We start from the raw sequence: 18,457 nt of genomic DNA on the forward strand, positions 1-18,457 counted from the left end.
CTACAGCTTTATTTCGCTATACACGTCATCGTTTTCTTCCATAGAATCCTGTAGCCAGAGATCATTATTGATGAGGTCTGCCAGTACTTCAATGGTTGGATCTGCGAAGACATCCTTCATGTTTATTTCTATGGAGAATTCTTTTTTGATACGGGTGATCAGACGGATAGCGGTGAGACTATGGCCTCCCATATCAAAGAAGTTATCCCTGATGCCTATTTTTTCTTTTCCGAGTACTTCCTGCCAGATGTACACCAATTGTTGTTCAGTGTCATTGGTGGGGGCTACATATTCGGCGCGTCCGGTGGTCTGCTCAGATGGTGCTGGCAGCCTGGCTTTGTCAACTTTACCGTTAGGCGTGAGCGGAAGGGTGTCCAGCTGCAGGTAATAACCCGGATGCATATACGCCGGCAGCTGTACAGACAGGAAGGTTTTCAGTGCTGCTACTTCAATTGTTTGCTCACCCACGAGATATGCTACCAGCTCCTTGTCGCCTGTATGGTTAGTCCATGGCAGGACAATGGCCGCATTCACGCCGGGGTGGGCCAGCAGCACATTTTCGATTTCACCGGGTTCTATGCGGTATCCTCTGATCTTCACCTGCTCGTCTTTTCTGCCGATGAATTGTATTTGTCCGTCGGGCAGCCATCTGCCGAGGTCTCCGGTTTTGTACATGCGTTGTCCGGGGCGGAATGGATTAGGAACGAACTTCTGTGCGGTGAGTTGAGGATTATTGAGATACTGTCTTGCGAGACCTGCACCGCTGATACAGATTTCTCCCGGAATGCCTGCCGGGCAAAGCTGCCCCTGCTGAGAGAGGATGAAAATCTCTATGCCGGAGATGGGTTTACCGATGAGGATGGGGGTATGTTCATCGAGTTCTTTGACGATACATCCGACCGTTGTTTCCGTAGGTCCGTATTCGTTATAGACCTGCATCCAAGGGTTGAGCGATTTAAGCGCCCGCACCTGCTCTGTTGTTACCTGCTCACCACCGAGAATAGCTGTGCTGATGGCGGTTTTATTGAGATTCAGCTGCGCAATCGCGTTCACATGTGAAGGGGTAACCTTTATCGCATTTACACCACTATGTGGATCACAGCATTGTTGTAATACAGTCGCCATATCCAGCTGTTGGTTGTATACGGTGAGTGTACCCCCGGCTATAAGCGGACAGAATATGCTGGTGATAGACAGGTCAAAGGAGATAGAGGTAAAGAGTGCAAAATGAGGCACCTCATTATTTTTGAAGTAATAAGCATTGGCCCACCGGATATAATGAGACAGGTTGGCGTTGGTCATAGCGCAACCTTTAGGCAGGCCGGTAGATCCGGAAGTGTAGATCACATAAGCCAGGTTATCAGTGCCGCTGATAGACAGTGATGTTTTGTCAGCAGCCGGAAGTCCATCCAGTTGAGCATCTATCGCAAACACTGGTCCCTGGTAATAGTCAATATCAAAAATATAATCTGTCTGAGTGATCAGCAACACCGCCTCAGCATCCTGTATGATATACTGCTTGCGTGCCGGCGGATACACCGGGTCTACCGGTACAAAAGCCGCTCCGGCCTTTAAAACCGCCAGCATGGCGATGATGGTTTTTTCTGAACGGTCCATCATCAGCGCCACGCGCTGATCGGGCCCGACATGATAGGTTGTTATCAGATGCGATGCCAGGCTATCAGATGCATCATCGAGCTGCTGGTAGGACAGTGAAGTGTTCTCAAAGATAATCGCTGTTGTATCGGGCTGTTGCTTTACTTTCTCCGCAAACAATTCCAGGATGGATGTGCTGCCACTATACAGTGCCGGTATGGCATTAAAATCTGTTAACAATTGTTGTTGTTGCGCTGCTGCGATGAAATTGGCCTGATGTAGCGGAGCCGTCGGCGTGGTAATGATATGCTTCAATATGGCGGTATACATCTCCACTAAATCTTCCGGTTGGAGGCCGGCCTTGAGTTCACGGGTCAGGCGGAGCGACAGTACATAATTGCCACCAGTACGATTGATCATGAAGTCCAGGAAGGTATTGGTGAGGTCTACGCCACCGGTTACATCCAGGGCGGGGAGACCTGAAGGCTGCCCGGATTCTTCTATGTTATCGAAAACGTGGAAGTCAACGAAGTCGAAGAGCACATCAAAGAAAGGATTGCCAGCCTGTTCTTTGTTGTGTAAGCGGGCAATTTCGAACATGCTGAGTCTTTCGTTATCCTTCAGCAATATCATTTTTTCGTATACACGGGTGGCCAGTTCAGCGCCGGTTTGAAGCTCGTCTACAGTAAGGTAGAAGGGAATGGTGTTGAGGAAGCAGCCGAGGAGCTGATCACTGCCTGGCAGATTGGGCCGCATATGGGTAACCAGTCCGGTCAGTACCTGCTGATCAAAGTTGAGCACCTTGAGCAGATAGAGGTAGGCGCTGAGAGCGATTGCTTTTTCGGAAGTACCCAAAGTAGCAGCTGTTTTTTCCAGTTGCCGCATTAAGCCGCCGTCAAAGTGATGATGCAGGAGCTGTAATTTATCTTCAGTCGTGAAGATGTCCAGGCGTACGGCATCAGCAAGGTCCTGTTTCCAGAACGTTTTGATGTTGTCGTCTGTCTTGTCTGTTTCATGCTGTATAATGAAATCTTTATAAGAGATGTTTAATTGATCGGGGATGAAACCCGGATCGGTGGCCAGTTGCAAATAAAGATTGTTGAGCTCCGTCATGAAGAGCGCATCACTCCATCCATCGATGATGGCGTGGTGGCACTGGAATACGAATACGACTTCTGCACTACCAAGTTTGAAGGCCGCCATCCTCCACAGCGGGGCAATGGTAGTATCAAACGGCTGCTGCATTTGCTCTGCCAGGAAGTCCCGGATGGTGCTTTCCTGTGTCGGTCTGTTCTGCTTAGTCAGGTCTTCGTAATGTAACGCGGCTTCTATCTTTTTATAAACTATCTGCAGCTCCCTGTCAAAATCAGTGATGTTAAAAGCAGTCCTCAGAATAGGATGTTTATCCGTCAGCAGCTGCAGCGCCTGTTGGAACCGATCTGGGTTGAAGTCTGTGAAGCTGCGCTGGTGCAACATCTGATCATGGTACATGCCTTGTTGTTTGTGTAAGACAGATTCAAAGACCATTCCTTTTTCAATATCACTCATCGGATAGATGTCTTCGATATTGTCGGCATCTTCTATCTGTTGCAGAACAGTTTCTTTCAGCGTTTGAATAGTCGCTTTTACTGCCGCTTCTTTTTGCAAACGTTCGGCCTGTTGTTGTGTTCTCTGCGGTGCACCGGATTGTACATGTGCCAGCAGCTCAGCGATGGTGTTGTGGTTATATACATCGGCTACTGAAATATCCAGCTGTGTAACTTTTTTAACGGCAGCGAGCATACGTAGTATTTTGATGGAGTCGCCGCCTAGATGGAAGAAGCTATGGCCGGTGCCGATGTTTTCTTTGCCCAGGATCTCCTGCCAGATATTGACGAACAGCTGTTCTGTTTCGTTGACTGGCGCTATGTATGCTGTTTCCAGAGCTGAAGTGGGCGCCGGGAGCTTTGATTTATCCACTTTCCCATTATGGGTGAGTGGTAATGCCTCCAGTTGAATAAGGTAACTGGGATGCATATACGCTGGTAGCTGTGCCGTCAGGAATGATTGTAGTTCAGCTATAGAGATTGGTTCTTCACCTACCAGATAAGCTGCTAATTCTTTATCACCGGTTTTATTATTGATTGGTATTACGACAACGCTGGAAATACCCGGATATGTCAGCAGTACATTTTCGATTTCACTGGGTTCTATGCGGTAGCCTCTGATCTTTACCTGTTCGTCTTTTCTGCCGATAAATTGTATTTGTCCGTCAGGGAGCCATCTGCCGAGGTCACCGGTTTTGTACATGCGTTGTCCGGGGCGGAATGGATTAGGAATGAATTTTTGTGCTGTGAGCTGCGGATTGTTGAGATACTGCCTTGCCAAACCAGCACCGCTGATGCAGATTTCTCCTGGAATTCCGACTGGACAGAGCTCTCCCCGTGGAGAGAGTATGAAGATCTCTATACCATAGATGGGTTTACCAATGAGGATCGATGTATGTTCATCAAGTTCTTTTACGATACATCCCACCGTTGTTTCCGTAGGCCCGTATTCGTTATAAACCTTTATTTGCGGGTTGAGAGATTTGAGAACACGCACCTGCTCTGTTGTTACTTGTTCACCGCCCAGAATGGCTGTGTGGATGGCTGTTTCGGTAAGGTTCAGCTGTGCGATCATGTTCACATGCGAAGGCGTCACCTTGATCGCATTAACGCCACTACGGGGATCACAGCATTGCTGCAGTACGGAGGCTACGTCCAGCTGCTGATTATATACAGTGAGCGTACCGCCGGATGCGAGCGGACAGAATATGCTGGTTATAGACAGGTCGAAAGAGATAGAAGTAAAGAGCGCAAAATGAGACACCTGGCCATTTCTAAAGTAGTAGGCATTAGCCCATTGTATATAATGGGACAGGTTGGCGTTGGTCATGGCGCAACCTTTAGGCTGCCCGGTAGATCCGGAAGTATAGATCACATAAGCGAGGTTATCAGCATCGCCAATAGTTAGTATTGTTTTATCCGCTTCCGGAAGTCCATCCAGTTGGGCATCTACCGCAAACATCGGTCCCTGGTAATAATCAATATCAAAAATATAATCCGTTTGAGTGATCAGCAGTACAGCCGCGGCGTCTTGTATAATATACTGTTTGCGCGCCGGCGGATACACCGGGTCTACTGGTACAAAAGCAGCACCTGCCTTCAAAACCGCCAGCATCGCAATGATAGTCTTTTCAGAACGGTCCATCATGAGCGCTATGCGCTGGTCTGGCTGGATATTGTACTGTATTTTGATATAAGATGCCAGCCGGTCAGAAGCCTCGTCCAGCTGGAGATAGGAGAGGGCAGAGCTTTCATATACGACTGCCGTGTCCTGCGGATGTTGTTTTACCTGCTCTCTGAATAATGTTAATACATCTGTATGGCCTTCATAGAGGGCGGGAGTAGTATTGAAGTCTTTTAGTAGTAACTGTTGTTCTGCTTCCGGAATAAAGGAAAGTTGAGCAATAGCCTTGTCTGGTGTCTTGATACCCGCCACCATCAATTCTTCCAGTTGAGTAAACATACGCTGGACGGTTGTTTCTTCAAACAGATCTGTATTGTATTCTATCAATAAATGGAGGCCATCGGTATTATCGACAAACATAAAAGTGAGATCAAACTTACTCACAGGATGTACGCCAGCTTCATATCCACTCACTTTCAATCCTTGTAACTGTTGCCGGGTACTTGTTTTTTCTTTGTTGTGGTGATAATCGATGAGTACATCAAACAGCGGGCTTCTGCTCATATCCCGCTGCAGTTCCAGCGTATCAAGGAGCTGGTCAAAGGGATATACCTGATGTTGATAGGCCTGCAGGGTCACTTGTTTGGCGTGTTGCAGGAGTTCGGCAAAGGAAGTGTTTTCTTCCAGCTGCATGCGTAATGCGAGGGTATTCAGATAAAACCCTATCTGCTCGGCCAGATCAGCATGTTCCCTGCCGGCAATAGGGCTGCCGATGATAATATCATCCTGGTTGCTGTAACGATGGAGTAATGCAGTTACCCCTGTGAGTAAACCAATGAACAGCGTGGTGTCTTGTTGACGGCAAAGGGATTTCAGCGCCTCCGCGACTTTAGGCGTCACCGGTTTGATAATACTATTACCATTATAGGTTTTGAGTGCAGGTCTTTGTTTGTCAAGCGGCAGTTCAAGCGCTGGCAGTGGTGCCTGCAGCTGTTGCATCCAGTACTGGCGATGTTGTAGCAGGGATTCTCCGCTGAGCTGCTGTTGTTGCCAGCAGGCGTAATCCTTATACTGTATGTTAAGCGGCTGTAATTCAATCTGCTGGCCGCTGATAGCACTATTGTAAAACAGTAACAGTTCCCTGATCAGGATGTCCATAGACCATCCGTCGCTGCAGATATGATGCATCAGGTAGGTGAATACCCATTTGTCATCAGCAACCTGGTATAAGGTGGCCCGCAATAATGGGCCGTTTTTCAAGTTGAATGGTTGCTGGAAATCCTGCTGTATGTGCTGGTCCACCAGTTGTGGTGTGGCGCTGAGGTTCAGAACGTTGACAGCAAAGGTACCTGCTTTATATACGGGCAGTATCAGTTGTCTGGGTTCTCCCTGTTCATTCTGCACAAATACGGTACGCAGACTTTCATGTCTGGCTATGAGATTATTAAAAGCGCTGTTGAGTATATTGATGTTGAGGGCTCCTTCAAAGAGGTAGACCCCTGGCATATTGTAGGCGATGTTACTTTCGGGGAATTGGCTTAATACCCAAAGTCTGTGCTGGGAGGAAGATAGCGGATAGTCTGCCTGAACAGTAGCCGGTATTATGTGGTTAATTGCGATGTTATCCGTTTCGGCTATCAGCAATGCCTGTTGTTGCAGCGTTGTTCTCGCAAAAATATCTTTCAGATCTATCTTCACTTTAAACGCCCTCTGCAACTGGTTCACCAGTCTGATGGCCGAGAGGCTATGCCCGCCGAGGTCAAAGAAGCTGTCCAGTATACCGATGTTTTCTCTTCCGAGGACGTCCTGCCAGATATTGACCAGTTGTTGTTCAATTTCATTGGTAGGGGCCATGTATGCTACATTTCTTTCGTGAGTGGCATCCGGCGCAGGTAAGCGGCTTTTATCAACTTTGCCATTATGCGTGAGTGGCAAGGCCTCCAGTTGCAGGAAATAACCCGGATGCATATACGCTGGCAGCTGTGCGGCCAGGAACGTTTTGATATCTGCGGTTGCAAGCTGTTCTCTGGTGGCCAGATAGGCTACCAGTTCCTTATCGCCGGTATGATTGGTCCATGGCAATACGATGGCGGCATTTACTCCCGGATAGGTGAGTAATACATTTTCGATTTCACCTGGTTCTATGCGGTAGCCTCTGATCTTCACCTGCTCGTCTTTTCTGCCGATGAACTGTATTTGTCCATCGGGGAGCCATCTGCCGAGGTCGCCGGTTTTGTACATGCGTTGACCTGGCCGGAATGGATTGGGAACAAATTTTTGCGCGGTAAGCTGTGGGTTGTTGAGATAATGTCTTGCCAGACCTGCGCCGCTGATACAGATTTCTCCCGGAACTCCCACAGGACACAGTTGACCCTGGGAGGAAAGGATAAATATGGTTGTTTCGGAGATGGGCTTGCCGATGAGGACCGGTGTATGTTCATCGAGTTCTTTTACGATACATCCAACGGTTGTTTCCGTAGGCCCGTACTCGTTATACACCTGCATCCCGGGGTTGAGTGATTTGAGTATACTAACCTGTTCTGTTGTTACCTGTTCACCCCCGAGAATAGCGGTATGGATGGCTGTTTCAGCAAGATTCAGCTGTGCGATCATGTTCACGTGCGAAGGTGTGACCTTGATAGCATTGACACCACTGCGCGGATCGCAGCACTGCTGTAATACAGCTGCCATGTCCAGTTGTTGGTTGTATACAGTGAGTGCCCCTCCGGACGTAAGCGGACAGAATATACTGGTGATAGACAGATCAAAGGAGATGGAGGTGAAGAGCGCAAAATGAGGCGTCTGACCATTCTTAAAGTAGTAGCCATTGGCCCATTGTATATAATGGGACAGGTTGGCGGCGGTCATAGCGCAACCTTTAGGCTGTCCGGTGGACCCGGAAGTGTAGATCACATAAGCCAGATTATCAGCACCGCCGATAGGGAATATTGTTTTATCCGCGGCCGGAAGTCCATCCAGTTGAGCATCTACCGCAAATACCGGTCCCTGGTAATAATCGATATCAAAGATATAGTCTGTCTGTGTGATCAGCAGTGCAGCGGCTGCATCCTGTATGATATACTGCTTGCGCGCCGGTGGATATACCGGGTCTACCGGTACAAATGCAGCGCCAGCCTTTAAAACCGCCAACATAGCAATGATGGTTTTTTCTGAACGTTCCATCATGAGTGCTACACGCTGATCGGGTTGTATGTTGTATTGTGTGATAAGATAAGCTGCCAGTTTGTTTGAAATTTCATCAAGCTGCCGGTAGCTGAGCGAAGTGTTTTCGAATACGACCGCAGTAGCATCTGCATGATGTTTCACCTTTTCGGCAAATAAATCCACTACTGAAATATAACCATTGTATAAGGAGGGGATGGTATTAAAGTCCTGGAGTAATTGCTGTTGCTGTGTTTCAGGGATATAGCCAGCCTGATGCAGCGGGCGTGATGGAGTGGTAACGATATGCTCCAGTATCGCGGTATACATCGCCACTAAATCGGCGGGTTGCAGTCCAGCTTTCAGTTCACGGGTCAACCGGAGTGACAGCACATAGTTGCCGCCGGTACGATTGATCATGAAGTCGAGATAGGTATTGGTAAGGTCTACACCACCTACTACATTCAGGGAGGGCAGAGTGGAAGACTGATCGGTCTCCTGTATATTGTCGAAAACGTGGAAGTCAACGAAGTCGAAGAGTACATCAAAGAAAGGATTACCAGCCTGTTCTTTGTTGTGTAAACGGGCAATTTCGAACATGCTGAGTCTTTCGTTATCCTTCAGCAATATCATTTTTTCGTGTACACGGGCGGCTAGTTCGGCGCCGGTCTGTGGCTCGTCTACAGCCAGGTAGAAAGGGATGGTGTTGAGGAAGCAGCCGAGGAGCTGATCACTGCCTGGCAGATTAGGCCGCATATGGGTAACCACTCCTGTCATTACCTGCTGATCAAAGTTGAGCACCTTGAGCAGATAGAGATAGGCGCTAAGGGCAATTGCTTTTTCAGAAGTACCCAGTGTGGCAGCTGTTTTTTCAAGTTGCCGCATCAAGGTGCTGTCAAAGCGATGATGCAGGAGCTGTAATTTACTTTCGGTTGTGAAGATGTCCAGGCGTACTGCATCGGCAAGGTCCTGTTTCCAGAATGTTTTGATGTTGTCGTCTGCCTTGTCTGTTTCATGCTGTATGATAAAATCTTTATAGGAGACATTTAATTTTTCAGGAATGAAACCCGGATTGGTGGCCAGTTGCAAATAAAGATTGTTCAATTCAGTCATGAAGAGTGCATCGCTCCATCCATCGATGATGGCATGGTGGCACTGGAAAACGAACACGACTTCCGTAATGCCAAGCCTGAAAGCGGCCATCCTCCACAGCGGAGCCTGGGTAGTATCAAACGGCTGCTGCATCTGCTCCTCCAGGAAGCCCCGGATGCTGCTTTCCTGTGTTTGTCTGCTCAGGCTGGTCAGATCTTCGTAATGTAATTTAGCTTCGATTTTTTTATAGACTATCTGCAGTTCTCTGTCAAAATCAGTGATATTAAAAGCAGTCCTCAGAATAGGATGTTTGTCAGCCAGCAGCTGCAGTGCCTGTTGGAACCGGTCTGGATTGAAATCAGGAAAACTGCGTTGGTGCACCATCTGATCATGGTACATGCCCTGTTGCCGGTGCAGTACGGATTCAAAGACCATTCCTTTTTCAATATCGCTCATCGGATAGATGTCTTCGATATTGCTGGTGTCTTCAATCTGCTGTAGTACAGCCTCTTTCAGCGTTTGAATAGTCGCTTTTACTTCCGTTTCTTTTTGTAGCCGTTCGGCCTGTTGTTGTGTTCTCTGCGGTACACCGGATTGTACATGCGCCAGCAGATCGGCGATGGTGTTGTGTTTGTAGACATCGGCTACTGAAATATCCAGCTGTGTAGCTTTTTTAACGGCAGCGAGCATACGTAGTATTTTGATGGAGTCGCCGCCGAGATGGAAGAAACTATGGGCTGTGCCGATGTTTTCTTTGCCCAGGATCTCCTGCCAGATGTTGACGAACTGCTGTTCTGTTTCGTTGACTGGCGCTATGTATGCTGTTTCCAGAGCTGAAGTGGGCGCCGGGAGCTTTGATTTATCTACTTTTCCATTATGGGTGAGGGGTAATGTTTCCAGCTGGATAAGATAACCGGGATGCATATACGCTGGTAGCTGTGCCGTCAGGAATGACTGTAGCTCAGCTATAGTGATCTGTTCTTCACTCACCAGATAAGCTGCTAATTCCTTATCGCCATCTTTATTACCGATCGGTATTACCACTACACTGGAAATACCCGGATATGTCAGCAGCACATTTTCGATTTCACCGGGTTCTATGCGGTAGCCTCTGATCTTTACCTGTTCGTCTTTTCTGCCAATAAATTGTATTTGTCCGTCAGGGAGCCATCTGCCGAGGTCACCGGTTTTATACATGCGTTGTCCGGGGCGCAATGGATTAGGAACGAACTTCTGTGCTGTGAGCTGTGGATTGTTGAGATACTGCCTTGCCAGACCAGCGCCGCTGATGCAGATTTCTCCCGGAATGCCTATCGGGCAAAGTTCTCCCTGCGGAGAAAGAATGAAGATTTCTATACCATAGATGGGCTTGCCGATGAGGATGGGTGTATGGTCATCAAGTTCTTTTACGATACATCCCACGGTTGTTTCCGTAGGTCCGTATTCGTTATAGACCTTTGTCTGTGGATTGAGAGACTTGAGAACACGCACCTGCTCTGTTGTTACCTGCTCACCACCCAGAATAGCGGTGTGGATGGCTGTTTCGGTAAGGTTCAGCTGTGCGATCATGTTCACATGCGAAGGCGTGACCTTGATCGCATTTACGCCACTGCGCGGATCACAGCATTGTTGCAGCACGGAGGCAACGTCCAGTTGCTGGTTGTATACAGTGATGGTACCACCGGCCGTAAGCGGACAGAATATGCTGGTGATAGACAGGTCGAAAGAGATAGACGTAAAGAGTGCAAAATGAGGCGCCTCGTTATTTTTGAAATAATAGGCATTGGCCCATTGTATATAGTGGGACAGGTTGGCATGAGTCATAGCACAACCTTTAGGCTGCCCTGTAGAGCCGGAAGTATAGATCACATAAGCCAGATCATCAGCGCTGCCGATAGAGAGGATAGTTTTATCCGCTTCGGGAAGTCCATCCAGCTGGGCATCTACCGCAAACACTGGTCCCTGGTAATAGTCAATGTCAAAAATATAATCTGTCTGAGTGATCAGCAGCACTGCTTCGGCATCCCGTATGATATACTGTTTACGTGCCGGCGGATACACGGGATCTACCGGTACAAAAGCCGCTCCGGCCTTTAAAACCGCCAGCATGGCAATGAGGGTCTTTTCAGAACGGTCCATCATGAGCGCTATGCGCTGGTCTGGCTGGATATTGTACTGTGTTTTAATATAAGATGCCAGCCGGTCAGAAGCCTCGTCCAGCTGAAGATAGGAGAGAGCGGTGTTTTCAAATATTACAGCCGTGGCCTGTGGCTGTTTTTCTACCTGCTCTCTGAATAATGTTAATACAGGTATATGTCCATCATAGAGGGCGGGAGTGGTATTGAATTCTTTTAGTAATTGTTGCTGTGCTGCTTCCGGAATATAGGAAAGCTGACCGATAGCCCTGTCAGGCATGCTGATACCGGCTGTTATCAGTTCTTCCAGCTGGGTAAACATACGATGGACAGTCGTTTCTTCAAACAGGTCTGTATTGTATTCTATCAATAAATGAAGACCTTCGGGGTTGTCGATGAACATAAAAGTGAGATCGAACTTGCTCACCGGATGTACATCTGCCTCATATCCACTTACTTTCAGTCCTTGTAACTGCCGCTGGGTGCTTGCTTTTTCCTTGTTGTGGTGATAGTCGATGAGGACATCAAACAGCGGGTTCCGGCTCATATCCCGTTGTAGTTCCAATGCATCAAGGAGCTGGTCAAAAGGATATACCTGATGCTGATAGGCCTGTAGCGTCACTTGTTTGGCTTGTTGCAGGAGGGCTGCAAAAGAGGTGTTTTCTCCCGGCTGCAGGCGCAGTGCGAGCGTATTCAGATAAAAACCTATCTGCTCGGCCAGTGCGGTTTGTTCCCTGCCGGCAATAGGGCTGCCGATGATGATATCGTCCTGGTTGCTGTAGCGATGGAGCAGTGCTGTCACTCCTGTAAGTAAGCCCATGAACAGGGTCGCATCCTGCTGGCGGCAAATGTTGGTCAGCTTCTCTGCCACCTGCGTATTTAGCTTCTTATAAACGTTGTTACCGTTGTAGGTTTTAATCGCAGGCCTTTGTTTGTCTAGTGGCAGTTCCAGCACTGGCAGCGGTGCCTGTAGTTGCTGCATCCAGTATTGTCGATGCTGTAGCAAGGTATCTCCACTAAGTTGCTGCTGTTGCCAGCAGGCATAATCTTTATATTGTATGGCCAGTGGCTGTAACTCAATCTGCTGGCCGGTGACGGCGCTATTGTAAAACAGTAGCAGTTCCTTAATCAGGATGTCCATAGACCATCCATCGCTGCAGATATGATGCATCAGATAGGTGAATACCCATTTGTCATCAGCGGTTTGGTATAAGGCGGCGCGGAGGAGTGGCCCGTTTTTCAGGTCAAATGGTTGCTGAAAATCCTGTTGTATGTGCTGGTCCACCAGTTGCGGTGTGGACCTAAGGTCCAGCGTATTAATTGCAAAAGCGGTTGTTTTATCTGCGGGGAGTATCCGTTGTCTGGGTTCTCCCTGTTCATTCTGCACAAAAACAGTACGCAAACTTTCATGCCTGTCAATCAGCCGGTTAAAGGCATTGGTAAGTGCATCGATGTCAAGATTGCCTTCAAACTGGTACACGCCAGGCATGTTGTAGGCAACACTGCCTTCGGGAAACTGGCTCAATACCCATAATCTGTGCTGGGAGGAAGATAGTGGATAATCCTCCTGAAAGGCAGCTGGACTAATGCCTGCATCGGATTGTTTATTGATGGATTGCAGAAATTCCAGCAGTCCGGCTTTATGCTCCCTGATAAGCTGGATGATTTCAGGTGTAATATTTTCCTGGGAGCCTGATATTTTGAGATCATTGCCCTGAACGTGTATATGTATATTCAGCTTGATCAGCTGATCGATGATATGCTGTAGCTTTTTCATATTGTAACCGTTAACTTTTCATTCAATCCTGAGTGCGTATTTCCTGTGGTAGCCCATTGATGTCTGGCTATTTCGAGCGCGATAAATTCAATGGTAGGGTTGCTGAACAGGATATCCATTTTGAGGTCTGCATTATATTTATTGCGGATTTTCGAAAGAATCCGGACTACAGAAAGACTGTGTCCGCCGAGGTCGAAGAAATTATCTTTGATACCTATTCTTTCTTTTTCCAGGACTTCCTGCCAGATGTCTACCAGCTGTTGTTCTATGTCATTGGTAGGAGCTACATAGACGGCCCCTCCGGAAGCCTGTTCTGCAGGGGATGGCAGCCTGGTTTTGTCAACTTTGCCGTTATGTGTCAGTGGCAATGTTTCCAGCTGGACAAAATAACCCGGATGCATATACGCAGGTAGTTGCGTAGTAAGGAACGATTTGATGTCTGCTATGGAGAGTGCTTGTTCTCCTAAGAGGTATGCCACAAGATCCTTTTCTGCCGCCTGGTTGGCCCATGGCAGTACAATGGCGGCATCCACACCGGGGCAGGCGAGCAACACATTTTCGATTTCACCGGGTTCTATACGATAACCTCTGATCTTCACCTGTTCATCTTTCCTGCCGATGAACTGTATCTGTCCGTCAGGTAGCCATCTGCCGAGGTCTCCGGTTCTGTACATGCGTTGTCCCGGACGGAAAGGGTTCATCACAAATTTCTGTGCAGTAAGCTGAGGGTTGTTGAGATACTGCCTTGCCAGCCCGGCACCACCGATACAGATTTCTCCCGGTGCACCTATCGGGCAAAGCTGTCCCTGGGAGGAGAGAATAAAAATCTCCGTTTCGGAAATCGGTTTGCCGATGAGGATGGGTGTATGTTCATCAAGCTCTTTTACAATACATCCTACAGTCGTTTCCGTAGGTCCGTACTCGTTATAGACCTTCATCTGCGGATTCAGGGATCTGAGTACACGCACCTGCTCTGTCGTTACCTGCTCTCCTCCGAGAATAGCCTTGCTGATGGCGGTAGTTGTCAGACCCAGCTGTGCAATCATATTCACATGTGAAGGAGTGACCTTGATGGCGTTTACGCCACTGTGCGGATCACAGCATTGCTGTAGTACCGTCGCCATGTCCAGTTGCTGATTGTACACGGTGAGTGTACCGCCGGAAGTAAGCGGACAGAAAATACTGGTGATAGTCAGGTCGAAGGAGATAGAGGTGAAGAGTGCAAAATGGGGAGCGCCGTCCGCTCCAAAGTAGTAGGCGTTAGCCCAGCGGATGTAATGGGATAAGTTAGCAGCAGTCATCGCACAGCCTTTAGGTTGACCTGTAGATCCGGAAGTATAGATCACGTAGGCCAGCCACTGTGGAGACTGCTGCAACTGCCCCTCATGCTTAGCAGGTAGATGATGATTGTTTGTTATAACTTCCAGCTCCGCGTCAATAGCGAAAACCGGGCCTTGATAAAAACCTATATCGAATATATAATCTGTTTGAGTGATGAGTAGTGCCGTGTCTGCATCCTGTATGATAAACTGTTTACGGGCAGGCGGATATACTGGATCTACCGGTACAAAGGCAGCTCCTGCCTTTAAAACAGCCAGCATGGCGATGATGGTTTTTTCGGAACGGTCCATCATGAGCGCTATGCGCTGATCGGGTTGTATGCTGTATTGTGTGTGCAGATGTGATGCCAGTTTGTTTGACATGTCATCGAGCTGCCGATAGGAAAGTGAAGTGTTTTCAAACACAACTGCGGCAGCATCTGCATGCTGTTTTACCTGTTCGGCAAATAAATCCAGTACTGAAGTATAACCACTATATAACGCCGGCACTGTATTAAACGCCTGGAGTAATTGCTGTTGCTGTGTTTCAGATATATAGTTGATTTTATGAAGTGGCAGTGACGGGGTAGTAGTGATATGCTCCAGTATACCGGTAAATATCTCCACCAGGTCTGAAGGCCGCATACCTGCTTTAAGTTCATGTGTAAGCCGCAGGGACAAAATATCATGACCTTTGGTACGATTGATCATGAAGTCCAGGTAAGTGTTGGTGAGATCAATACCGCCGGTAATACCAAGGGAAGATATAGCTGCAGCTCTTTCCTGTTCCTGTACTTCATCAAAAACGTGGAAGTCCACATAGTCGAAGAGTACGTCAAAGAAAGGATTGCCGGCCTGTTCTTTGTTATGTAACCTGCCGATTTCGAACATGCTGAGTCTTTCCTTGTCTTTCAGCAAAACCATTTTTTCATGTACCCTGAGGGCCAGTTCGACGCCGGTTTGCTGTTCGTCTACCGTCAGATAAAAAGGAATGGTGTTTAAGAAACAACCGAGCAACTGATCGCTATTAGGCAGATTAGGCCGCATATTGGTGACCAGCCCTGTCAATACCTGCTGATCAAAGTTGAGCACCTTGAGCAGGTAGAGGTAAGCGCTGAAAGCAATAGCTTTTTCGGAAACCTGTAGTGTGGTGGCTGCCTGCTTCAGCTTTTGCATTAATGCCTTTTCCAGTGGATAGTGCAGGACCTGTAGTTTCTTTTCGGTCGTGAAAATATCGAGGCGTACGGCATCGGAGAGGTCCTGTTTCCAGAACGTCTTGATGTTATCATCTGCCTTGTCTATCTCATGTTGTATGATAAAATCTTTATAGGAGATATTTAATTTTTCAGGGGTGAAACCTGGATTGGTGGCTAGTTGTAAATAAAGATTGTTGAGCTCCGTCATGAAGAGCGCATCGCTCCATCCATCGATGATAGCGTGATGACACTGGAAGACAAAGAGGATGTCACTATTGCCCAGATTGAAGGCTGCCATTCTCCACAATGGGGCAACGGTGGTGTCAAACGGCAGCTGCATCTGATCAGCCAGGAAGTCGCGGATAGCGCTTTCCTGGGTTTGTTTGTTTAGATGGGTCAGGTCTTCGTAATGTAATCCGGCTTCTATCTTTTTATAAACTATTTGCAGCTCTTTATCAAAATCAGTGATGTTGAAAGCAGTTCTGAGAATAGCATGTTTGTCAGCCAGTAGCTGCAGCGCCTGTTGGAAGCGCTGTGGATTGAAGTCAGGGAAGCTGCGCTGGTGCACCATCTGATCATGGTACATGCCCTGTTGTTTGTGCAGCACGGATTCAAAGACCATTCCTTTTTCAATATCACTCATCGGATAGATGTCTTCAATATTGTCGACATCTTCGATCTGTTGCAGTACCGTGTCTTTCAGCGTTTGGATGGCTGCTTTTACTGCTGTTTCTTTTTGCAGTCGTTCTGCCTGTTGCTGGGTTCTCTGTGGAGCGCCGGATTGTACGTGTGCCAGCAGCTCAGCGATGGTATTGTGTTGGTATACATCCGCGACTGAAATGTCTAGCTGGGTAACTTTTTTAACGGCAGCGAGCATACGTAGTATTTTGATAGAGTCACCACCAAGGAGGAAGAAACTATGAGCTGTGCCAATGTTTTCTTTGCCCAGGATCTCCTGCCAGATGTCAACGAACTGCTGTTCTGTTTCGTTGGCCGGTGCTACATATGCCGTTTCCAGCCCGAGCGCTGAAGTAGGTGCTGGCAGCTTTGATTTATCAACCTTTCCGTTATGGGTGAGCGGCAATGTTTCCAGCTGAATAAGATAACCCGGATGCATATACGCCGGCAGCTGTGCAGTCAGGAATGACTGTAGTTCCGTTGTAGAGAGCTGTTGATCGCTCACCAGATAAGCTGCCAGTTCCTTATCCCCATCTTTATTATTGATCGGTATTACTACTGCGCTGGAAAGACCTGGATATGTCAGCAGCACATTTTCGATTTCACCGGGTTCTATACGATACCCTCTGATCTTCACCTGCTCGTCTTTTCTGCCGATAAATTGTATTTGTCCGTCGGGAAGCCACCTGCCGATGTCACCGGTCTTATACATGCGTTGTCCGGGGCGGAACGGATTAGGAACGAACTTCCGGGCTGTGAGCTGCGGATTATTGAGATACTGCCTGGCCAGACCTGCGCCGCTGATGCAGATTTCTCCCGGAATGCCTATCGGACAAAGCTGCCCCTGCGGAGAGAGGATAAAAATCTCTATGCCGTAGATGGGTTTGCCGATGAGGACAGGGGTATGTTCATCAAGTTCTTTTACGATACAACCTACAGTTGTTTCCGTAGGTCCGTATTCGTTATAGACTTTTACCTGTGGGTTGAGCAGTTTAAGTGTACGTACTTGTTCTGCCGTTACCTGTTCACCTCCGAGAATAGCCGTGTGGATGGCTGTTTTGGCAAGGTTCAGCTGTGCGATCATGTTCACATGCGAAGGCGTGACCTTTATCGCATTTACACCGCTGCGCGGATTACAGCATTGCTGCAGTACGGTGGCAACATCCAGTTGTTGATTGTACACGGTTATCCTTCCACCGGACGTGAGCGGAGAGAATATGCTGGTAATAGACAGATCGAAGGAGATAGAAGTAAAGAGCGCAAAGTGAGGTGCCTTGCTGTTATGGAAGTAGTAAGCATTGGCCCATTGAATATAATGGGATAGGTTGGCATGAGTCATGGCACAACCTTTAGGCTGCCCGGTAGATCCGGAAGTATAGATCACGTAAGCAAGGTTATCACCGGGGATATCAGTCCAAACAATCTTATCTGCTTCCGGAAGTCCATCCAGCTGGGCATCTACCGCAAACACCGGTCCCTGATAATAATCAATATCAAAAATGTAGTCTGTCTGAGTAATCAGCAATACTGCGGCTGCATCCTGTATGATATACTGTTTGCGCGCAGGAGGATACACGGGGTCTACCGGCACAAAGGCGGCTCCGGTCTTTAAAACCGCCAGCATGGCAATGATGGTCTTTTCGGAGCGGTCCATCATGAGTGCTACACGCTGGTCCGGCTGGATATTGTGCTGTGTTTTGATGTAAAATGCCAGTCGGTCAGAAGCCTTTTCCAGCTGTAGATAGGAGAGAGCGGTGTTTTCAAATATGACAGCCGTGGCTTGGGGATGTTGTTTTACCTGCTTTCTGAATAACGTTAATACATCAGTAAGGCCTTCATAGAGGGCAGGAGTGGTATTGAACGCTTTTAGTAATTGTTGCTGTTCTGCTTTTGGAATATAGGAAAGCTGGGCGATAGCCTTATCAGGCATGCTGATACCCGCTATCATCAATTCTTCCAGCTGGGTAAACATACGATGGATGGTCGCTTCTTCAAACAAATCAGTGTTATACTCCATCAGCAGGTCCAGTCCTTCTGCCGATTCCATAAAAATAAAGGTGAGGTCGAATTTGCTGACTGCTGGCGCGTCTGCCTGATATTTGCTGATGGTCAGTCCGGATAACTGTTGCTGGACATTGGTTTTTTCTTTGTTATAATGATAGTCGATCAGCACATCAAACAGTGGGCTTCGGCTCAGATCTCTCTGTAAGTTCAGGGCATCCGGTAGTTGATCAAAAGGAAATGCCTGATGCTGGTAGGCCGTTGTAGTGACTTGTTTGGCTTGTTGGAGGA

At 47.9% G+C, this 18,457-nt stretch carries 2 protein-coding genes (1 of these 2 only partly in view); both read right to left on the reverse strand.

All coding sequences use genetic code 11. The features are described 5' to 3' along the window. Entirely contained in the window at positions 1 to 12,972 is a 12,972-nt protein-coding gene (locus DF182_RS27855) for a non-ribosomal peptide synthetase (RefSeq protein ID WP_113619031.1), read from the reverse strand. After that, on the reverse strand, positions 12,969 to 18,457 hold the 3' portion of the coding sequence (locus tag DF182_RS27860) for a non-ribosomal peptide synthetase (RefSeq protein ID WP_113619032.1). It continues 4,318 nt past the right edge of the window; the window shows 5,489 of its 9,807 coding nt (coding positions 4,319–9,807); its start codon lies beyond the right edge, outside the window; the stop codon is at positions 12,969 to 12,971. Before DF182_RS27860 ends, DF182_RS27855 begins: the two co-directional genes overlap by 4 nt.

It is taken from the genome of Chitinophaga flava (assembly GCF_003308995.1).
Taxonomy (GTDB): Bacteria; Bacteroidota; Bacteroidia; order Chitinophagales; family Chitinophagaceae; genus Chitinophaga; species Chitinophaga flava.